Origin of the sequence: Thalassobius sp. MITS945101 (assembly GCF_047123305.1) — a bacterium.
In the GTDB taxonomy this organism is placed as follows: Bacteria; Pseudomonadota; Alphaproteobacteria; order Rhodobacterales; family Rhodobacteraceae; genus Thalassobius.
Map to the genome: position 1 here is coordinate 4080730 of NZ_CP138918.1, position 20824 is coordinate 4101553.

The following is a 20824-nucleotide window of genomic DNA, read 5'->3' on the forward strand; positions in this document are numbered from 1 at the left end:
TTCGGTTTGTGCAAACTCTTGCCTCCCCGTTGCGGCGGTCTGTGACCCTGCCTGTCGGCGGGGTGTTTACGAGTAACTGGAGGAGCATGTTACCATGACCAAGGCAAAGAGCCTGACATTAAAACCCACCCTTGGCGCCACCCTGATCGGCGCTGCAACATTTGCGACGATGACGCTGGCCTACACCCCGTCCTCGCCCGAATGTATCGCCCCTGCCAACGCAGGTGGCGGCTGGGATTTCACCTGCCGTGCGGTGGGGAAATCATTGGAAGATCAGGGACTGATTGATACACCAATGGCTGTCGAAAACATGCCCGGCGGCGGCGGCGGTCTGGCCTTTGGCGAGGTGGCCGCGAACCGCGGTTCCGATAGCGATCTGATCGTTGCGGCCTCCTCGGCGACGGCAACCCGTCTGGCACAGGGTGCCTATCCGGGCCACAGCATGGATCAGGTCCGCTGGCTCAGCGCAATTGGCGCGGATTACGGCGTGATCGCCGTTGCAGCCGACAGCGAGATTAAGAACCTGCCCGAACTGCTGGACATGATCAAAGCCGATCCTGCCGCGGTGAAAGTCGGCGGCGGCTCCTCGGCCGGTGGCTGGGATCACCTGAAGGTTCTGATTGCTCTGTTTGCCCACGGCATGATGGATGTGGCCGACGTTCAATACGAAGCCTTTGATGGCGGCGGCGAAGCGGTAGACCAGCTGCTGGCGGGCGAAGTCATTGCCTTCACTGGTGATGTGTCCGAAGCCAAACGCTTTGTGGATCAAGGCGACATCCGGGTGCTGGCCATCCTGTCGCATGAACGCCTGCCCGGTGAGTTTGCTGATTTCCCCACCGCCAAAGAGCAAGGTGTGGACGCTGTCGGTGCCAACTGGCGCGGGTTCTACGCCCCGGCAGGCATGAGCGACGAAGCCTATAACGCCTGGGTTGCCAAAATCTCGGACATGTATGCCTCGGACGCCTGGAAAGAGGTGATGGCCGCCAACGGTCTGGCTCCGCTGGAACTGCAGGGGGCTGACTTTGAAGAGTTCGTGGCCGAGTCCGTCGACCAGATCCAGACCATTTCGCAGATGATTGGCATCATCGACTAACCAAACACCCGATGCGGGGGGCCAAAGCCAGTCCCCGCATCCCGACGCCCCAAAGGGCAAAGGAGCAAACCAAGACGCACCGCGCGCATTTACCAGCTGCACAATGGCCTGCACGACTTCAGCAACTCTCCGCAGCCAGCGCGCGTTTCGTCACCCATTTGTCCCGTCGCCTCATCAGCCTTCCGTATTCAGGCTGGTAAGACAGGCACACGCGACAAAAGCGGCGCCGTTCCCGGCAGACGGCGCCTTGGCCGGGGTGGGTAACCTCCCTTCCCCACCCCGGCCCACCTTGAACAGATAAAACAATTTGAACATTTGGATTTACCGCACCGATACAAGCTTCAGGCAAGCTTGCAACGCTCGGCTTTTGCTGCACGTTGAAGGTTGGACGGGCCAGATGTGAGACGTGAAGACCAAGAAAAACAAGACGGAAGAGCACGCGGAAACAACGCACAGCAAAACGTGGCCCAATCCCGGATTGGCCCTACGTCCGGAGACCGAAATGCTACTCGATGGCCACACTGATGAACTTCCTGTTGAGAAACAACCATTTCCGGGCATTGAAATGCAACGCGAACCACGGCTAAGCTATCCGAAAGACAAGACGTTCGGCGCGCAGCCCCACTCACTCCAGCGTGCCGTCCCCAAGAAAGACCGCCAGACCGAGGCCGAAATGACCGACCCGGAACGGGCTACGCCCGTCAGCGACTCCAATTTAGCGGACCCGATCGGGTGCGCTCTTCATGTATTAACCACCCTTCGGCTGAAACCTGAAGGGCTGCGTCGTGATGAACTGCAGGACCGGATCGACACCAGCCCTGAAGTGTTGGACAAAACGCTTGAGCGCATGATGGCGCAGGACGCGCTGCGCTATGAGAAAGCCACCAAAACCTATCAGCTGAGCTTCTCGGTTCTGCAGAGCGTGCTGGACATGCTGCGCACGCGCAACCTGGCACTGGTTGCCCAGCCCGAGCTGGGCCAACTGCGCGACCTGTCTGGCGAAACCGCCGTGATCGCCGTGGACGATGGCAAACAGTCCCTGAACATGGGCCATGCCCTCAGCAACCATCCAATCCGGATGGGCGATCGTCTGGGATCCACCTACCCCTATCATTGCTCCAGCACTGGCAAGGTTTTCGCCGCCTATTTCCCACAGGACCGCTTGCGCACGTTTTTGAACGAACCGCTGCCGGCGCGCACAGCGCACACAATCCAGAACCGGACCGAGCTGGAACATGAGTTGAACGAGACCCGTCGCCGTGGGTACGCCATCACCAATGAAGAGCTGGTCGAGGGCCGCCGCGCCATTGCCGCGCCGATCTTTGACGGCAGCGGCACCGTGGTGGGCGCCATCGCGCTATCGGGCCCGTCCTTCCGGGTCACCCCCGCCCGCGTGCCTGCCTTGATCGAAGCAGTGAAGGCCGCTGCCCGTCGGATCACCGAACGGCTGACCCGCGCAGATCTGACCCCGGTGAACCCGCCACGGATCACCTGCCTTAGCCCGACGCCGGTGCGCGAAGTCAGCTCGCCCAAATGGTCGAAAGAGCGCCGCGCCTTTATCTGGCTTGATCTGGAGGCCAATGCGATCTGGTCCGCCAATGAAGGCGAAGCGCCGAAAATCCTGCGCAAATTCGACACCCCGATCAAAACGCTGGTGAACACCTCCGGCGATCAGATCGTGGCCCTGACCGAAAGCAAACTGATCAACCTATCGACCGGCAAAACCAGCCTGTTGGATACCTCGATCCAATCCGCGGTGCCAGGCACGGCCAATGACATCTGGGCGGTTGCGGACCGGCATGGTGAAAAGGTGCTGGTCAACATCACCCTCGACGGGCAGTCCAGCGACCATGCCGTGCTGCCACGTGGCATCGGCTGCATGGCCTATTGTGCCGTAACCGGTTCGATCTATTTGGGTTTCCCAGAACAGGGTGTGATTCAGTCCTACAACCTGATAACCCGCCATCTGAAACAGATCTGCCAGTTCTCAAAAGCCACCGGTCGTCCCTGTGCTTTGGCAATTGACGCCAAGTGGAACCTCTGGGTGGCCTTTGCGGATGGCTGGGGCATGGCCAAACTGAACCTGAACGGCCAGATCCTCGCCCGCTACAACCTGCCGATCCCGCAGCCGACGGGTCTGCACTTTGGCGGGCCTGAGATGAAGACGCTGATGGTGACCTCTCATCGGGCTGGCCTTGGGGAGGAAGTGTTGGAGAACGCCCCCCTGAGCGGGCAGGCGTTCTGCATTCATTTCAACGACTGAGCGTCCTGGTTTTGGCCGCCTGGCTTACCCAGTAACGCGGCACAGCACCGCGTCGTGGTCTGACAGCGGCACATCGTCTGACGCAACAGAGGACAACAACAGCCCCTCACCCGCCCGCATGTCGCGGGCCGCGAACCAGTCAAGTTTCATCTTGCGGCTTTGATGGGGCGTGATGAGGCTGGCGCGGGTGGTCACCCCGTCCGGTGTCATTGCCCAGCTGTAGCCGCGCGCCTCTGCGCGGGCAAACAGGGTTTCCTCGCGCCAGTCAAACTCTGGTGGCAGGTGGTTGCCGGTGTTCAGGTCGCCGCCAATCATCACCGGCAGCCCCGGTGCAAAAGCCTCTGCCGCGTCCATCAGCTTGTCAAACTCCCGTTCGCGGTAAGCCGCGTCCGCGTTGCTTTCCAGATGGGTCGAGACAAAGCACACCGGCCCATGTGCCGTGGCGATCACCGCGGCCACGGCCATTCGCCCGCCCATGCGGGGCTGTTGCGGATCCCCGGCCGAGCCTGCGCCGGTCAGGAACCAATGGCCGTCCTGATCCAACCGGATCAGGGCAAGTTTCTCAAACGGGGCTTTGGACAGGATGGCGTTGCCATGAAATCCCCGAGCGTTGAAATCATCCTTACAGAAGGCGCGCTCGGTTGGGCCGCCAAGATCCATCTCGTAGAACTCGACCCCATAGGCATAGTGCATCCCCATCGCAGCGGCGATTTCAGCGGTGGTATTGGCCTGCCCGGCACGAGCCATACCGTTGTCCATCTCACTCAGCAACAGAACCGAAGGCGCATAAGGCGCCAAATGCTCGGCCGTTTTCTGCGGGAACAGGCAGCGTTCAAGGTTCCAGGCGGCGACACGGTAGTCGGCAGGCAAAGCGTCAAGGGACCCTTTGCCGCCCACTTCCAGCCCCTGCATGGCAGGCAAAGCCGCCAGAAGCGCGTGATGCGCCTCCGGCGTCCGCTCCGCCGCCTGGATCATGGCCAGCTGTTCCTCTGTCACCAAGGGCAGCTGGTCATAAAGCGGTGTTTTTTCAGACATATCGATCGGCCGGATTACAGGCGACGCCCTGTGCCAGGATTGAAGAAATGGGTTGCGCCGGATTTCATCCGCAACCGCACTTCACCCGCCTGCGCGGCCTGCTGTTTCGGAACCGAGACCGAGAACGCCTGCCCGCCCATCAGACCATGCAGCAGCCGGTTGGCGCCCAGTTCTTCCACGATCTGCACATCCATCTGCAACGCGCCGTCTTCCGCCGGTTCCAGATCTTCAGGGCGAATGCCCACCAGAACGTCCCCTTCGGCGGTCACCGGGGCGTCAAACTCCAGCCCGTCTGTGACCTTGGCAGTGCCCGAACCATTGACCGTCGCCTTCAGCAGGTTCATCGGCGGTGCGCCCATGAAACCTGCCACAAAGGTCGAGGCCGGGTTTTCATAGATCTCGGTCGGGGTGCCGATCTGCTCGATACGGCCTTCGTTCAACACGATGATGCGGTCGGCCATCGTCATGGCTTCCACCTGATCGTGGGTCACATAGATCGCGGTGACCCCAAGACGGCGCTGCAGCGCGCGGATTTCGATGCGCATCTGGTTGCGCAGCTTGGCGTCGAGGTTCGACAGCGGTTCGTCAAACAGGAACAGATCAGGGTTGCGCACAATTGCGCGGCCCATTGCCACCCGCTGACGCTGACCACCCGACAACTGACTGGGCCGGCGGTCGAGGTATTTGGTCAGGTCCAGCATCTCTGCCGCTTCCTGCACCTTCTTGGCGATCTCCTCTTTGGAGACGCCACGGTTCTTCAGCCCGTAGCCCATGTTCTTGGCTACAGTCATATGCGGATAAAGTGCGTAGTTCTGAAACACCATCGCAATGTTGCGGTCGGCCGGATCCACGTCATTGACCACGCGGTCGCCAATGGAGAGGTTGCCCGAGCTGATGTCCTCCAGCCCTGCGATCATCCGCAGGAGCGTGGACTTGCCACAGCCCGAAGGGCCCACCAGCACCACGAACTCCCCGTCGGGGATATCGAAAGAGCTGGGGGTGACGGCTTCAAAACCGTTGGGATAGACCTTGTGGATCTGCTCCAGGGTTACTTTTGCCATAGTCTTGCGTTCCTTATTTGTCGGATTCCGTCAGGCCCTTCACGAACCAGTTCTGGAAGAAGATCACCACGAGGACCGGCGGCACGATGGCCACAAAGGCCAGTGCCAGCGCCTGCCCATGTTCCGGGATGGCGGCGTCGGTGTAGGAGATCACGATTTGTTTGATGCCACGCACCAGAGTGAAGAAACCTTCCTCGGTGGTGATGAGGGTTGGCCAGAGATACTGGTTCCACCCGTAAACGAACATGATGATGAACATTGCCGCAATCATGGTGCGCGACAGCGGCACCAGAATGTCGACAAAGAATTTCACCGGACCGGCGCCATCAATGCGTGAGGCTTCGACCAGCTCTTCCGGCACAGACCGGAAGTACTGCCGGAAAAAGAACGTCGCTGTGGCCGAGGCAATCAGGGGCACAATCAGGCCGGTATAGGTGTTGGTCAGGCCCAGACCCTGGATCACCTCATAGGACGGCAGGATGCGCACTTCCAACGGCAGCAGCAGCGTGGTGAAGATGATCCAAAAGGCGAAGGTTGCGAACTTCAGCCGGAAATAGACAATTGCATAGGCTGCCATCATCCCGATGATGATCTTGCCCACGGCAAAGCCAATGCCCAGGATGAAGGAGTTGGTCAGCATCTTCATGCCGTCAACGGTTTCGGTGAAGCCACCCTTCTCAAACATCGCAAGCCGGAAGTTGGTGCCCAGCTGGTCCCCCATCTTCAACTGCAGGCCTTCGCGGTGAATGGTCACCGCATCATGACTGGCCGTGGTGAAAGCCAGCACCACTGGCAACAGCATGAAGAGCGAGCCGAGGATCAGCACCGCGTGATCGGTCACAACGTTCCACTTGATGCGTTTCTTCGGCACCTGCGGCGTGGTGGCGATGGGGGTGTCTGTGGTCATGTCAGTCATAGGTCATCCCCCTCAGGTATAGTGGATCCGGCGTTCCAGCAGACGGAACTGGAACACGGTCAGCGCCAGAACCAGCACCATCAGGATCACCGATTGCGCCGAAGAGCCGCCCAGATCGTTGCCGCGGAATCCGTCAACATAGACTTTGTAAACAAGTGTCATCGGATTGTTGCCCGGCTCACCTTTCACCAGCGTGTCGACCACACCAAAGGTGTCAAACAGCGAATAGGTGATGTTGATGATCAGCAGGAAGAACCCAGTCGGCGCCAACAGCGGGAAGGTCACATCCCAGAAGCGGCGGAAGCCGGAACGGTTGTCAATCAACGCCGCCTCGCGCACCGAGCGCGGAATGGACTGCAAACCGGACAGGAAGAAGATAAAATTCACCGGCACCTGTTTCCAGACCGACACAATGATCATCGCTGTTGCTGTGTCCACGTAGTTCACACCCAGCTTGAAATCCCAGCCCAGCGACTTGAAGAAGTCGGTGATCGGGCCGGTGGACTGGTCAAACATCATGATCCCGATGAAACCCGCAACCGGTGGCGCAATGGCGTAGACCCACATCAGCAGGGTGCGATAGGTCTTGGCCCCGCGCAGGATATTGTCGGCCTTCACTGCCAGCAGCAGCGAGATCGACAGCGAAAAGAAGGTCACCAGAAGGGTGAAGATCACAGTGAACCAGGCCACCTTGCGGTACTCAGAAGCCCCCAGAAGGTCGGTGTAATTGTCCGTCCCGACAAAGGTCGAGCCAAAGCCAAACGGATCCTGAAGGAAGAAGGACGACTGGATCGCGTAGCCTGCGGGCCAGTAGAAGAACACTGCGATGATGGACAGCTGCGGCACCAAGAGGAGGATGGGCAGCCAGGGATTAGCGAAGCCGGCGCGTTTCATATGGGTCTCGGTCTCTTGAAAAGGCGGAACGGCCACTGCGTTTAGCAGCAGCCGTTCCCTTTAGGTTTCAGGCGTTTAGCCCTGGGTCTTGGCGAAGCGGGCCAGCAGTTTGTTGGCTTCGGCTTCGATCGCGTTGAAGGCGTCTTCGACCGAGGTTTCACCGGTCAGGATGCGGCCGTACTCACGGTTCATCACGTCACGGATCTGCACGTAGAAGCCCATGCGGTAGCCTTTGGTGTTGTCACCACCCGGCAGCGACAGCTGCTGGATGCCGATTTCCGCGGCGGGGAAACGGGTGTAGTGGCCATCTTCCTGTGCCACGCCATAGGCGGCTTCGGTGATCGGCACGTAACCGGTTTCTTTGTGCCAGAAGTACTGGGTCGAGGCCGAAGTCAGGAACTTGAAGAATTCGGCAGTTGCCTTGTTCTCAGCCGCATCGTGACCAGCCATTGCAAACAGCGCAGCACCACCGATGAAGGTCTGGGTCGGCTCTTTGGTCACACCTTCCCAATAGGGCAGCATGGTTGCGGAGAATTCAAAGCCCAGGTCCTTCTTGACCAGACCACCAAACGAACCGGAGGACCCCAGCCACATGGCAACCTTGCCCTCTTCGAACGGCTTGGCGTTGTCACCCCAGCCGGTGCCGTACCATTCAAACAGACCGTTTTCTTTCCAGTCGTTCACGGCGGTGAAGTGGGCTTTGATCGCGTCGTTGTTCACCAGGATCTTGGTGTCGGTGCCGGTATAGCCGTTGTCGTTGGTGGCAAACGGCAGGTTGTGGCGCGACATGAAGTTTTCGGTGAAGATCCACGGCAGGTGCGACTGCGACAGCGGAATGTAGCCCGCGTCTTTCAGGGCCGGTGCAGTGACCGACTGGAACTCTTCCCAGGTTTTCGGCGCTTCAACACCGGCTTTGGCCAGCGCGTCCGCGTTGAAATACATGATCGGGGTCGAGGAGTTGAACGGCATGCCGATCATCTTGCCATCGGCGTCGGCGTAGAAGTAACGCACGCCCGCGATGTAGTCGTTGATGTCAAACGCAACACCGTTGTCGGCCAGCAGATCCTGCACCGGAATGGTGGCGCCTTTGGCACCGATCACAGTGGCGGCACCGGCGTCAAACACCTGCATCACGTTCGGCTGCTCACCGGCACGGAAAGCGGCGATACCGGCGGTCAGGGTCTCTTCGTAGGAGCCTTTGTAGACCGGCGTAATTTTGTAGTCCGACTGGCTGGCGTTAAAATCAGCCGCGATCTGGTTCACGGTCTCGCCCAGCTGGCCGCCCATTGCGTGCCACCAGGTGATCTCGGTCTCTGCAAAGGCCACACCGGCCGAAAAGCTCAGCGCAACGCCGAGGCCTGCGGTTTTGAAGAACGTCATCATTCTCTCCCAATCGGGGCAAAACGCCCCCTATATGTTTCCCTGTGCCCGCGTCACCTCACGTGAAGCGGTTGTTGTTATGCGGCGCCACCAAGGCGGGCCACTGCGGCAAAAGCCGCCCTCCCGAAACACCGGACAGGTACAAAAACGTATGGTGGATAGGCCACCATAGCATCTTTGCGCCGAATCCGAGAACTCCTTACGAGTCGCCTCATAACTGCACACGTGTTCATATACTGTCAAAACATAACTGCTATGTGACAGGCAGAAAAAATTTCTGCGCAAAAATCCCTTCTCGCAGAAGGGTGTGGCGACTATGGTGCCGCGAACGTCAGGCGAAAGGGTGCCCCTGTGCAAAGACTAAAACGAGTGACCGCGGCGGATGTGGCCGAGGCGGCCGGGGTGTCGCGCTCGGCGGTGTCGCGCGCCTTCACACCCGGGGCCTATCTGGACGCCGACAAGAAGGAACGTGTTCTGGCAGCCGCCTTCAAATTAGGCTATCGTCCCAATGCCTTAGCCGCCAGTCTACAGGGCGCGCGCACCAATCTGGTGGGGGTGGTTTCGGGCAAACGCTCCAACCCCTACGATGGCGAGTGGATTGTCCGTTTGGTGGCCGAACTCAACGCCGCCGACAAGTGGCCGATTGTGCTGGGCGGCAATGGGGCCGACACCGAACAGGATGTGTTCTCGGTGTTGCACTACCCGTTGGATGCGCTGATCGTTCGCGGCGGATCGGTCGGGCCGGCGGTGATTGAAAACTGCTCCAAGCTGAACATTCCCGTGATTCTTTCCGGCCGCGTGCTGGAGGCTCCGCGGATCGATTGTGTCTACACCGGCAACCATCGCGGCACGGAACTGGCCACCGACATGCTGCTGAAAAAGGGGCGACGCAAGTTTGCCTTTATTGGCGGTCCAGCAGGCTGGAACTCGGCGCAGGAACGGCAAACCGGCGTCAGCGACCGGCTGGCGCAAGAGGGTCTGGATCTGTTGGCCGTGCGCAATGCGGACTATAGTTTTGAGGGCGGCGCCGACGCGATTGCCAGCATTCTGGCCGAGACCGAAATCGACGCTCTGGTCTGCGGCAACGACGCGATGGCAATGGGGGCCCTGTCCTACCTGCGCCACCAGACCGATCTGGATGTGCCCGAAGATGTTTCAGTTGTTGGATTTGACGACATCGCAATGGCCGCCTGGCCGGATTTTGATCTGACAACAGTGCGCAACCCTCAGGACGCCACGGTGTTTGAGATCCTGCGCCTGCTGGAATCACGGCTGTCCAACCCGGATAAACCCGGGGAAATCAGCCGGTTGGAGCCTGAATTGGTGTTGCGCAGCACTCATTGAGCGCGCGCATATTGGCACAGGAAACGACGCCTAAAACGCTGCGCAGGGACAGCGGGCGTTGTATCTTTTTGGTGGTAGATGGTACCGCCTCCCCGGCTCGAACGGGGGACCTCTGGATCCACAATCCAGCGCTCTAACCTACTGAGCTAAGGCGGCACTGAGGGGCGATTTACAGCCCCCAACGAGGGAATGCAAGCCTGTTGCATGGATATTTTTCAGGATTCTGTCTCCACGATTTGAGCGCTTTCCATGAGACTATAGAAACAAGGCCCCCGTTCCCAGATCCGCAGCTTGCTAGTCAGCAATCTTGCCAAATCGGTCACAAACCGCTAGCTGAAATCACCCGAACAAAGGAGAGCCGGACATGGGCATCAACACCGAACGAGACCTCGAAGCCAACCTGCAAATCGGTCCAACCGATCATGGTATGGTGCGTCTGTTCATTGACGCCGGAGAACTGGAAATCCCGATGGATTTTTCGCCTGAAGAAGCGGAAGAGATTGCCGAAGAGATTCGCGCCGCCGCCGCCGCGGCCCGCACCGTTAAATAAATTCCGACGGTTCCGGGACTGCCGACTTATCATCTGGGTGAGTGGACCTCCGCGTTTACGGCAGCATTATGTGCGTCTCAGGCTGTCATGTTTAAAACATCATCACAATCGGGGATCGCGATAGCTGTGCAGCCGCCGCGCCGCATCTGACGCAAACTTATGTGTCAGCTTCTTGCGCCGAGCAGCGGCCAGTTTGTCCTCAGGCCCCATGCGAATAATTTCCCCGCCGTAAGCGTCAGCAACCATCAGGCCGGTGCCCTCAGGCAGCAGTTCGGTCGGAAAATCCGCATCCACTGCCCAAAAGTAGCGGTCGCAATAGTCCAGATAACCCTGCCACTTGCTGTCCGATTGAAAATCCGCCCGGCTGGATTTGCATTCAAACACCCATAATTCACCTTTGGGGCCCAACCCCATCACATCCACCCGCAGCCCGCGGGTGGGAACAAACTCCTCTACCGACACAAACCCATAGCTCAACAGTGCCCGTGCCACGCCACGCGCCAACAGCTGCCCAGGCTGCATCTGATCCATTGGATTCGTTACACCGTCATTCATACCTAAAAGAATGAACATATCATGAACAAAACGCAAGTTCTTGAATTGCCGTACGCTGCAGAACTGCCCGTCTGACAGAATTATACAAAGGAGAGGCTTGCCGCGCTGCCCGCCAGCGCCTATCTAACACCTCGGCGGGTGCTGCTCTTCGCGTCATACGGTAGCATTCCGGTGGCCTTAAGCAATTCCGAGGGAGCTGGCTCTGTTTGGATCCTGGTCTAGTTACCTGGCGCCCACCTGTACACACAGGTCCTCGGGAATGAGATTACCAGACGGTTGCTGCGGGCCCGCCACTCCACCCGCATTCTGGTACAAAAAAGCGCCGCTGGGGCGCCTGTCTTGTCGTAAATTTCGGCGCACTTACAACCCTTTGCGAGGCGTTTTGGCTTCTTGGCGGATGCGAACAGGACGGGTAAAGTCGACGTGCACAGGCCGACCTCTGCCGCCTTTGGGTTCGTCTTGTTTCAGCCCCATGACGGCGATGGCAAACTGCACCCCGGCAAACACAATCCCATTGGAGAACCACAGCAGGAAAACGGCCAAGAGCCCCACGTCCGAGGTGGCGATCAAACCCCAGAGGTTCGCCGCGTTGAACCACAAAAGCATCGCCACAAAGGCAGCGGCAATTGCAAAGCCGATCAATACGTTGGTGATGTAGAGGCGGATGAGTTTTGGCATGGCAGCGCTCCTGATACGGTCTCGGGTCCGGCGTTAGGAAAACGCTAAGTCTTTGCGGCTAAGCTTCAAGGGCAAAAGAAAACCCGCGGCCTATCCTGACGATATGCCGCGGGTCCAAATTCTCACTGCTGCACTTTGCAGATCAGAACGCTTCAGGCTTGGCCTCCCGCGCCATATGGTCCAGCACAGCGTTGACAAACTTCGGCTCCTTGCCCTCTGGGAAGAAAGCGCGGGCTACATCAACATATTCGGTGATCACCACCTTCGGCGGGGTTTCCGACTGGGTCAGCTCGGCTCCGGCGGCGCGGAACAGCGCCCGCAGGGTCGAATCGATCCGGCCCAGCGGCCATTTCGCAACCAGAGCACGGTCCGTCATCTGGTCCACCTTGGCCTGCCAGTTCACCGCTTCTTTCACCAGCTGTTTGAACAGTTTGGTGTCGCCTTCCAGCCATTCCACATCCTCGACAACAGCGCCGAAACGGTGATCCAGAAACTCCAGAATGACCTGATCAGCAATCTGATCGCTGACCTCCATCTGATACAGCGCCTGCACGGCATAAAGCCGCGACGCAGATTTCATCTTGCGCTTCTGGTTGTTCGAAAGCGATTTACGCTCTTCTTCGTGGCCGGTGCTCATGCGGTTCGCAGTCCTAAAGATACCCTGGCGGGGTGGGGCTATGCCTTGCCTGCCAGCTGGATTTCATCGGCGGGAACGAATCCCACGCCTTTGCGCTGATCGCCCCATTTACGGGCCAATGCGATCAGGTGCAAGGCCGCAGCCGCCGCGCCACCACCTTTGTTCTGATCCGCTACATCAGCGCGCACCTCTGCCTGACGGCGGTTTTCCACGGTCAGAATACCATTGCCGATGCACAAGCCTTGCAGCCCCAGCATCTGGATGGCGCGGCTGCTGTCGTTGCATACCGTTTCATAATGCGTGGTCTCACCACGGATCACACAGCCCAGCGCCACGTAGCCGTCGAAATTGCTCATCCGCTCGGCGATGCCGATTGCGGTTGGAATTTCCAACGCGCCGGGCACTTCGATCACCTCATGGGAGCCGCCAACGGCCTCGATCTCGGCCACGGCACCGGCAACAAGATTGTCAGCGATGTCCTTGTAATAAGGCGAAACCACAATGGCGAGTTTCACCGGCTTGCTGAATTCGGGGCGGGGCAGAATATAGTGCTGCTCATGTCCGGCCATGGGGCGATCCTCCGTCAGGATTGGGACAAAATCGGGCGAGTGCCCACAATTTCAATGTCATAGGCATCAAGGCCTACATATTTGGTGCGCGGGCTGTCGGTCAGCAGGATCAGCTGGCTGAGCCCGATCTTGGACAGCATTTGAGCGCCAAGACCGATCTGTTTGATCGTCTTCACCCCTTCCTCTTCATGGGCATAAAGCGCATGACGGGGCTGGCGGAACAGGCAGACCACACCCCGGCCTTCCTCGGCAATGATCTGCATCGCCCGAGGCAGTTCGTCCGCTGGTTTCGGACCCAGGCCGAGGATATCGGTCGCCTCATGCAACGCATGAGTACGGGTCAGAACCGGCGCGCCATCGGTGATGTCCCCTTTGATCATCATCACATGCTCAACGCCATGTGTCTGGTCGGTGAAGATCCGCATTTCCCAGTCGCCACCAAATTCGGACTGCACGGTCTCGCGGCTGGTTTCCACCACAAGGTTGTCATTCTTCGAGCGGTATTTGATCAGGTCACTGATGGTGCCGATCTTCATGTCGTGCGCTTTGGCAAACTCAACCAGATCGGGCAGGCGCGCCATGGTGCCGTCTTCTTTCATGATCTCACAGATCACCGCCGACGGGTTCAGCCCCGCCAGACGCGAGATATCAACCGATGCCTCGGTATGGCCGGCGCGCACCAGCACGCCGCCGCGCTTGGCACGCAGCGGGAAGACATGGCCGGGGGTGGCAATCGCTGCCATGGTGTTCTGTTCGTTGATCGCGGTTGCAATGGTCAGCGCCCGATCCGCAGCGGAAATCCCGGTGGACACCCCTTCGCGCGCCTCGATCGACACGGTGAAGGCGGTTTCGTGACGCGAGGAATTGTTCACTGCCATCATCGGCAGCCCCAGAAAATCCACCCGATCGGCGGTCATCGGCAGACAGATCAGCCCGCGCCCATGAGTGGCCATAAAGTTGATCGCCGCCGCATCGGCAAATTCCGCCGGGATGATCAGGTCGCCCTCATTCTCACGGTCCTCGTGATCAACGAGGATATACATCTTGCCCGCGCGGGCGTCGGCAATGATGTCTTCGATGGGGCTGATGGCGGCGCGCAGACCGGCCTCTACGGGGCCGGGCGTGTCAAAGGCAGAGCTTTCGGGCATGGGACTTCCCTTATCAATGGTCCCCTGCCAGATACCCTAGTGCCCCCTTGATTGCCAGAGGCAACGCGGCGTCTCACAGCTGTTGTGCGACACCGCAGAGCTCCCTGCGTGCCGGGGGGCTGGCGTTCTAGAACTGCCAGAGCGCTGGCACAAAGCTGTAGGTGTCCTCTTCGCGCAGCACATGACCAACGCCGGGAAATGGGAAGTGATAGCCCAGAACCGCAATCCGGTCGGCGCTGCACATGTCCAAGAGCCGCTTGCGGGTGGCCACAGTCTGCGCCCCATCGGCATCAAAGCCGTTGAACCAATCGGGTCGGCGGAAGCTCATCCAGCCATGGGTCATCGCATCGCCCAGCGCGATCAGCTGCGTGCCGCCAGCTTCGACCATAACCGACATATGGCCGGCCGTATGGCCCGGCGTTGCCAGCATCCGCACCCCCGGCACAATCTCTTGGCCGTCACGCGCCAGGGTCCACTCTACCCCGTCACAATTGATCGAGTTCACCGCGCCAAGCACAAACTGCTGCTCGCTGGCCGCCACCTGATTGACCAGATCGTCCTGCATCCAATAGCCATGCTCGGCCGCGCCCATGATGTATTCCGCGTCTGGAAACAGCGCTTCGTCGAAATCGTCCCGAATGCCCCAGATGTGATCGGGATGCGCATGGGTGATGACCACATGGGTGATCTCGTTTGGATCTATCCCCGCGGTCTCCATGTTTTCCAACAGCCGCCCCGTGGTGTCGAGGAACCGGTGCCCAGAGCCGACATCAACCAGAACCGTAGCCTCCCCGGCTTCGATCAACAGGTGATTGGTGTGGGAATAGCCATCCAGTGGGCTGAGGTAATGCGCTTTCAAAAAGGCCTGCACATCGCTCGGATCGGCGTTCACCCCCAAACCGCTGGTTGGCAGCGCCATATAGCCGTCCGACAGTACGGTCAGCCGCAGATCACCTAGCGTAAAGCGGAAATATCCCGGATTGCCCGCCTCGGGTGCGCCAAGTTCTGCCCGCACCGCAGCCGGCAGGGCAAAGGCAGGCGCCGCAGCGGCCAGTTTCAGAATGTCACGACGGGTGGGTTTCAACAGGCTCATCTAGGGCTCCTCTTCGAGACAATCAAAATACCCTGCCGTCGCCCCAACGCAACAACATTTTTGAATGTTTTGTTTTGTAGGTGCTGCGTAATTTCTCAGACGCCCCTCAACTGCAGCAGACAGAGGTTCTTCTTGGCCCAAATATCCCGGGGGTGAAGGGGTCAAAATCCCATTTTGACCCCAGAGGGGGCAGCGCCCCCTTCCCACTCTGCTTAATCGAATTCGTTCAGTCGAACTCGCGCAGGCGGGCCACATAGCGGGCCATGGTGTCGATTTCCAGGTTGATCACATCTCCCACCGCCACGCGGCCCCAGGTGGTGACCTCTTTGGTATGCGGGATCACGTTGATGCCAAAGCGGCAGCCGTCCACTTCATTCACCGTCAGGGAGGTGCCGTTCAAAGTGACCGAACCTTTCGGCGCAATGAATTTGGCCAGCGCTTCGGGGGCTTCAAACACCATGCGGGTGCTGTCGCCCTCTTCGACCATCTCAACCAGATGCGCCACACCGTCCACATGGCCGCTGACAATATGCCCACCCAACTCGTCGCCCACCTTCAGCGCCCGCTCTAGGTTGACCTTCCGGCCCACGGCCCAGTCGCCAAGGTTGGTTTTCGACACGCTCTCGGCCGAAACCTCAACGTCATACCAACCATCACCCTTGGCGATCACCGTCAGACAAACCCCATCCGAGGCGATCGAGGCGCCCATATCAACCGTAGCCATATCATAGGCGGTGCCGATGCGCGCACGCAGATCACCGCGCTGCTCCAGCTCAAGGATTTCGCCCATATCAGTGATGATGCCGGTGAACATGAAAGGCTCCTTCCAACCGCTGTCCTAAAATCAACCCCAGAGTTAGCCGTTGAAAAATAGAAGGACAAGGCGCAGCGATGCACAGACGCTGCCTTATTTTTGCCGCCCTACTGGATTAGGGTTTGGCAAAACAATATGCGATAGGAACCGCGCCAAAGCCGCAACAGACGCCAAGTGATGAATAGAACCGACCATACGAACCGGGTTTTCCTGTGTCTTCAGGGGCCACATGGCCCCTTCTTCCACCAGCTGGGCAAAATGCTGCGGCTGGCGGGGGCGGAGGTCTGGCGTGTCGGCTTTAACGCGGGTGACCGCGCTTTCTGGTTCCATCGCCCCAGCTATATCGCCTATCGCGGCACCCCGGACGCCTGGCCGGACCATTTTGAACGGATCGTGGCCGAAAAGGGTGTGACCGATATCGTCCTTTATGGCGACACCCGCCCCATCCACGCCGAGGCTGTGGCCCGTGCCAAAGCGGCCGGCCTGACCGTGCACGTCTTCGAAGAGGGCTACCTGCGCCCGTTCTGGGTGACCTATGAACGTGGCGGTTCCAACGGGCATTCCCGCCTGATGGATCTGGACGTGCCGGCCATGCGTGAGGCCTTGGCGCAAAGCGACATGGACAGCCACCTGCCCCCCGCCCATTGGGGCGACATGCGCCAACATGTGTTCTACGGCGCGCTCTATCATTGGTTTGTAATGTTCCGGAACGGCGACTATCGCAATTTCCGGCGCCACCGCGACCTGCCCGTCAGCCGCGAGTTCTATCTCTACTTCAACCGTTTGATGCTGACCCCGGTGCAGATGCTGGAACGCGCTGTGGCGACCTTCCGCATTCGCAACGGTGGCTTTCCCTACCACATCGCGCTGCTGCAACTGGAACACGACAGCTCGTTCCAGATGCACTCGCCTTTCCAGACCATGACCGAGTTTCTGGAACTGACCATTGAGGGTTTTGCCAAAGGCGCCCCCGGCCACCACCATCTGGTCATCAAGGCCCACCCGCTGGAAAACGGCCGCATTCCGCTGAAACGTGAGATCACCCGCCTGACCGAAAAATTTGGCGTCACAGGCCGGGTGCATTTTGTCCGCGGCGGTAAACTAGCGCGGCTGCTGAATGAGGCGCGCACGGCAGTAACGGTGAATTCCACCGCCGGCCAACAGGTGCTTTGGCGTGGCATTCCGCTGAAGGTTTTTGGCGACGCGGTCTATTCCAAACCGGAATTTGTCTCGGATCAACCGGTGGCCGAGTTCTTTGCGGCCGCCCGCCGTCCCGACCTGCCCGCCTACCGCGACTATCGCCGGTTCTTGTTGGAAACCAGCCAGTTGCCGGGAGGCTTTTACTCCTCTCGGGGCCGCAAACAGCTGCTGCGCCACGTGGTGGATATGATGCTTTCGCCGGAAGATCCCTATGATGCTCTGGCCAGCGGCACCGCGGCCCCACGGCAACAGTTGCGTCTGGTGACCTGACCGACACAAGGTCTAGCGCTGGATTTTTATGTCCGATTCCGATAGGTTGGACAAAAGACTTGAGGCAGAACAATACAGGTCGAGGAGACCGAGCAGTGAAATTCTTTAGCTCCCGCCGGGCGAAGTCCGTCGCCCTTTTGGCTGCTGTGGCGCTGGTTGCGTCCTGTGGCCTTCCTCGCGTTGGTCCAAACAAACGCGAAATTTTTGCAGGTTCCGTGCTGAACCAAGGCGATGCCTATATCGTTTCGGTAAACGACCGCGTCACCCGCGCCACTGCCGTGACACCGGCCCTTGGCTTCCCCGACCGCTTCCTGAAAGCAGGCCAGCTTGGCTCCGACGTGGTCCGCCCCGGCGACACGTTGAGCCTGACCATCTGGGAAAACGTTGACGTCGGCCTGTTTACCCGCACCGGTGCCAACTCAACCCTGACCGAAATTCAGGTCGACGGCGCCGGCTTTATCTTTGTGCCCTACGCAGGCCGGATCCGCGCTGCGGGCAACACGCCCGAGCAAATCCGCAATATCATCACTCGCAAGATCGAAGAGCAGACCCCAGAACCGCAGGTCGAAGTGCGCCGCGTGGCCGGTGACGGCTCCACCGTCTCGCTGGTCGGGGCGGTTGGCACCCAGGGTGTCTTCGCCATCGAACGGCCGACCCGCAGGCTCTCGGCGATGCTGGCGCGTGCCGGCGGCGTGACAATCGATCCGGAAATTGCCCAGGTGACTGTGATCCGCAGTGGGGAACGTGGCCATATCTGGTTTGAAGACCTTTATGAGAACCCGAAACTGGACATCGCCCTGCGCGGCGGCGACCGCATTCTGGTTGAAGGCGACACCCGCAGCTTTACCGCGCTTGGCGCCACCGGCAGCCAAACCCGCGTTGGCTTCGAAAGCCAGACCGTATCTGCGATCGAAGCTATTGCGCAGGTCGGCGGCCTTGTCGCCACGGCCGCAGACCCAACCGGCGTCTTTATCCTGCGCAACGAACCTGCTGAAATCGCTAACTCCGTGCTGGGGCGCAACGACCTGGAAGGGGCGCAGCGTCTGGTCTACGTGCTGGACCTGACCAAACCAAACGGATTGTTCCTGGCCCGTGACTTTGCGGTGCGCGACGAAGACACCCTCTATGTCACCGAAGCACCGTTCACACAGTGGGACAAAACCATCTCGGCTCTGACCGGCTCGCTGACCTCGGCCAGTTCCATCGCCGCATTGGGTGGCGGCAGTTAATGCCACGCCCGCCCGATTGGATCGGTTTGCAACCCGCCGGGAGCGCTTCTCGGCGGGTTGCTTATTTCAACGCCGGTTTTCTACGTCAGAAACAAGTGCGTCGGATCCTGGCGCTGGCCGGCTATGACCTGCGTTTGACCAAACCTTCTGCTGCCGAAACCGTTGCGGTCTGGGGTCATTCTCCTTATGCGGCGCGCGGCGAAGCCGTGGCCGAACGCAGTGGTGCGGACCTCCTGCGGATTGAGGACGCCTTTCTGCGTTCCCTACATCCCGGCCGCTCCGGTGAACCGCCGCTGGGGCTGGTGATCTGCAAACGGGCGATGCATTTTGACATCACCCAACCCTCTGATCTGGAAGCCATATTAAACTTGCACCCGCTGGACGACGCCAGTCTCTTGACCCGTGCACGCGACTGTATGGCGCGGATCAAAGAGACCCAGCTGAGCAAATACGCCGCCTTTGATCCCGACGCCCCGCTGCCGGAACCGGGCTATGTGCTGCTGATCGACCAGACCCGCGATGATGCCGCGATCAAACTGGGCCGTGCTAACAAACATAGCTTTGCAGAGATGCTGATGCAGGCACGCGATGATCATCCGCACGCCCGTATTGTGATCAAGACGCACCCGGAAACCCGTGCGGGCCATCGGCAGGGCCATTTTGACGCCGCCGACCTGCCCGACGGCGTGGCTCTATACGATGGGGCTGCCAGCCCTCATGCGCTGCTGGAAAGCGCCATTGCAGTTTACACCGTCACTTCTGGCCTCGGGTTCGAGGCGATCATGGCCGGTCACCGCCCACATGTTTTTGGCCAGCCATTCTATGCCGGCTGGGGGCTGACCGAAGACTTCACGCCCCTGCCCCGCCGCCGCCGGCAATTGACCCGCGCGCAGCTGTTTGCAGCCGTCATGATGCTCTACCCAGTCTGGTATGATCCGTTTCGTGACCGGCTCTGCGCCCTGGAAGATGTCATCGATATCCTGGCCGCCCGGTCCCGCGCCTATGCGGAGGACCTGCACGGCTGGCAGGCCTCCGGCATGCGCCTGTGGAAACGGCGACAGATCAACGCCTTTTTTGGCACTGTCAAACCGGTCAAGTTTTCATCGCACCCCACGCTGCCCCCTGCCAGCGCAGCAGCCTCCGTGCCGGGGGAGCGTTTGCCGGATCTCCGACGCCAAATGATTTGGGCCCGCAACGCCGAAACGTTAGCAAAAATCCCCGATGACCTGACCAGAATCGAAGACGGGTTCCTCCGCTCCAAAGGGCTTGGCGCCGAACTGACCCCGCCGCTGTCTTTGGTGCTAGACGACCAAGGGATCTACTATGACCCCAACCGGCCCAGCCGCCTGGAGGACCTAATAAAAAGCCGCGCAAATCTGCGCGAAGATCAGCGCGATCGGGCAGATAGATTGCGCCGGTCTTTGATCCAGGCCGGGCTAAGTAAATACAACATCGGTCATCCGGCACCGGATCTGCCATCTGGACATCGTATCCTTGTTCCAGGCCAGGTCGAAGACGATGCCTCCATCCGTCTTGGCACCAGCGATGTGTGCACCAACCTTGGTTTGCTGGCGGCCGCGCGGCAAGCCAACCCGCAGGCAACCCTTCTTTACAAACCCCATCCAGACGTCGAGGCTGGGCTGAGACCGGGTAAACTCACAACTGCGCAAATCTCGGAGTTTGCCGATGCCACCATCGAGAATGGTGATCCGGCAACGCTGCTCTCGGATGTGCAGGAAGTCTGGACGATGACTTCCCTTCTGGGATTTGAGGCCCTGTTGCGCGGCGTCAAAGTCACCTGCCTGGGTACACCTTTCTATGCCGGCTGGGGCCTGACCGTCGACAAAAGCACCCCCACGAAGCGACGCAACATCTTGGTGCCGCTGGAAGGTCTGATCCATGCAACGCTTATCGACTATCCGCGCTATCTGGACCCGGTCACAGGACAGCCCTGCCCGGTTGAACTGATCGTTGAACGTTTGGAAAACGGCATTGCTCCAACACCGCCCAGCCTACGAATACTCTCAAAGTTTCAGGGAATTCTCTCCTCTTACAGCCATTTGTGGCGCCGAGGATAAGGTCGATAGCTTAAGAT

At 59.5% G+C, this 20824-nt stretch carries 19 protein-coding genes and 1 tRNA gene; 7 read left to right on the plus strand and 13 right to left on the minus strand.

All coding sequences use genetic code 11. From position 1 onward, the window contains the following. Positions 1-94: 94 nt before the first annotated feature. Both SIC14_RS19950 and SIC14_RS19955 read left to right on the plus strand, forming a co-directional pair. Positions 95-1093 carry a Bug family tripartite tricarboxylate transporter substrate binding protein gene (locus tag SIC14_RS19950; protein WP_412563653.1) on the plus strand — a complete coding sequence of 333 codons (999 nt, stop codon included), beginning with the start codon at positions 95-97 and terminating at the stop codon, positions 1091-1093. A gap of 502 nt (positions 1094-1595) precedes the next feature. Beyond that, positions 1596-3356, plus strand: a complete 1761-nt coding sequence (locus SIC14_RS19955) for an IclR family transcriptional regulator C-terminal domain-containing protein (RefSeq protein WP_412563654.1) — start codon at positions 1596-1598, stop codon at positions 3354-3356. Between the two features lie 24 nt (positions 3357-3380). Here the strand turns inward: SIC14_RS19955 and SIC14_RS19960 are convergent, their stop codons facing one another. The 5 genes from SIC14_RS19960 to SIC14_RS19980 all read right to left on the minus strand — a co-directional run bounded on the left by SIC14_RS19960 (position 3381) and on the right by SIC14_RS19980 (position 8642). Next, positions 3381-4391: an endonuclease/exonuclease/phosphatase family protein gene (locus tag SIC14_RS19960; protein WP_412563655.1), complete on the minus strand. Its 1011-nt coding sequence runs from the start codon at positions 4389-4391 to the stop codon at positions 3381-3383. A gap of 14 nt (positions 4392-4405) precedes the next feature. Next, positions 4406-5452, minus strand: a complete 1047-nt coding sequence (locus SIC14_RS19965) for a sn-glycerol-3-phosphate import ATP-binding protein UgpC (RefSeq protein ID WP_412563656.1) — start codon at positions 5450-5452, stop codon at positions 4406-4408. A 13-nt stretch (positions 5453-5465) separates the two neighbouring features. Beyond that, the gene (locus SIC14_RS19970; RefSeq protein WP_412563657.1) at positions 5466-6368 is read right to left on the minus strand and encodes an ABC transporter permease subunit; all 903 of its coding nucleotides are present in this window, start codon (positions 6366-6368) and stop codon (positions 5466-5468) included. Between the two features lie 12 nt (positions 6369-6380). Beyond that, positions 6381-7262, minus strand: coding sequence for an ABC transporter permease subunit (locus SIC14_RS19975; RefSeq protein ID WP_412563658.1), 882 nt, complete (start codon positions 7260-7262; stop codon positions 6381-6383). Between the two features lie 75 nt (positions 7263-7337). Then, a complete protein-coding gene (locus SIC14_RS19980; protein WP_412563659.1) occupies positions 7338-8642 on the minus strand; it encodes an extracellular solute-binding protein in 1305 nt (434 codons plus the stop codon). Between the two features lie 351 nt (positions 8643-8993). Between SIC14_RS19980 and SIC14_RS19985 the strand changes: the two genes are divergently transcribed. Next, a complete protein-coding gene (locus SIC14_RS19985; RefSeq protein WP_412563660.1) occupies positions 8994-9986 on the plus strand; it encodes a LacI family DNA-binding transcriptional regulator in 993 nt (330 codons plus the stop codon). 79 nt (positions 9987-10065) lie between these two features. Here the strand turns inward: SIC14_RS19985 and SIC14_RS19990 are convergent. Beyond that, a tRNA-His gene (locus SIC14_RS19990) sits at positions 10066-10142 on the minus strand. Positions 10143-10350: 208 nt separating this feature from the next. Between SIC14_RS19990 and SIC14_RS19995 the strand changes: the two genes are divergently transcribed. Beyond that, positions 10351-10536, plus strand: coding sequence for a DUF6324 family protein (locus SIC14_RS19995; protein WP_412563661.1), 186 nt, complete (start codon positions 10351-10353; stop codon positions 10534-10536). 102 nt (positions 10537-10638) lie between these two features. On the opposite strand, the gene SIC14_RS20000 is transcribed toward SIC14_RS19995, so the two are convergent. The 7 genes from SIC14_RS20000 to SIC14_RS20030 all read right to left on the minus strand — a co-directional run bounded on the left by SIC14_RS20000 (position 10639) and on the right by SIC14_RS20030 (position 16030). Further along, the gene (locus SIC14_RS20000; RefSeq protein ID WP_412563662.1) at positions 10639-11109 is read right to left on the minus strand and encodes an MmcB family DNA repair protein; all 471 of its coding nucleotides are present in this window, start codon (positions 11107-11109) and stop codon (positions 10639-10641) included. Positions 11110-11451: 342 nt separating this feature from the next. Continuing rightward, positions 11452-11769 (minus strand): hypothetical protein, encoded by a 318-nt coding sequence (locus tag SIC14_RS20005; RefSeq protein ID WP_412563663.1) that lies wholly within the window; start codon positions 11767-11769, stop codon positions 11452-11454. Positions 11770-11911: 142 nt separating this feature from the next. Beyond that, entirely contained in the window at positions 11912-12406 is a 495-nt protein-coding gene (nusB, locus tag SIC14_RS20010; RefSeq protein WP_412563664.1) for a transcription antitermination factor NusB, read from the minus strand. Positions 12407-12444: 38 nt separating this feature from the next. After that, on the minus strand, positions 12445-12975 hold the full coding sequence (locus SIC14_RS20015) for a 6,7-dimethyl-8-ribityllumazine synthase (RefSeq protein ID WP_412563665.1): 531 nt from the start codon (positions 12973-12975) through the stop codon (positions 12445-12447). A 14-nt stretch (positions 12976-12989) separates the two neighbouring features. Continuing rightward, the gene (ribB, locus tag SIC14_RS20020) at positions 12990-14123 is read right to left on the minus strand and encodes a 3,4-dihydroxy-2-butanone-4-phosphate synthase (protein WP_412563666.1); all 1134 of its coding nucleotides are present in this window, start codon (positions 14121-14123) and stop codon (positions 12990-12992) included. Between the two features lie 127 nt (positions 14124-14250). Beyond that, positions 14251-15216, minus strand: a complete 966-nt coding sequence (locus tag SIC14_RS20025) for an MBL fold metallo-hydrolase (protein WP_412563667.1) — start codon at positions 15214-15216, stop codon at positions 14251-14253. Between the two features lie 226 nt (positions 15217-15442). Further along, complete coding sequence (locus SIC14_RS20030) at positions 15443-16030, minus strand: riboflavin synthase (RefSeq protein WP_412563668.1); 588 nt, start codon at positions 16028-16030, stop codon at positions 15443-15445. Positions 16031-16207: 177 nt separating this feature from the next. On the opposite strand from SIC14_RS20030, the gene SIC14_RS20035 reads away from it, so the two are divergent. The 3 genes from SIC14_RS20035 to SIC14_RS20045 all read left to right on the plus strand — a co-directional run bounded on the left by SIC14_RS20035 (position 16208) and on the right by SIC14_RS20045 (position 20807). After that, a complete protein-coding gene (locus SIC14_RS20035) occupies positions 16208-17500 on the plus strand; it encodes a capsule biosynthesis protein (RefSeq protein ID WP_412563669.1) in 1293 nt (430 codons plus the stop codon). 95 nt (positions 17501-17595) lie between these two features. Further along, the gene (locus tag SIC14_RS20040; protein WP_412563670.1) at positions 17596-18729 is read left to right on the plus strand and encodes a polysaccharide biosynthesis/export family protein; all 1134 of its coding nucleotides are present in this window, start codon (positions 17596-17598) and stop codon (positions 18727-18729) included. Next, positions 18729-20807 carry a capsular polysaccharide biosynthesis protein gene (locus SIC14_RS20045; protein ID WP_412563671.1) on the plus strand — a complete coding sequence of 693 codons (2079 nt, stop codon included), beginning with the start codon at positions 18729-18731 and terminating at the stop codon, positions 20805-20807. Before SIC14_RS20040 ends, SIC14_RS20045 begins: the two co-directional genes overlap by 1 nt. The last annotated feature ends 17 nt before the right edge of the window (positions 20808-20824 follow it).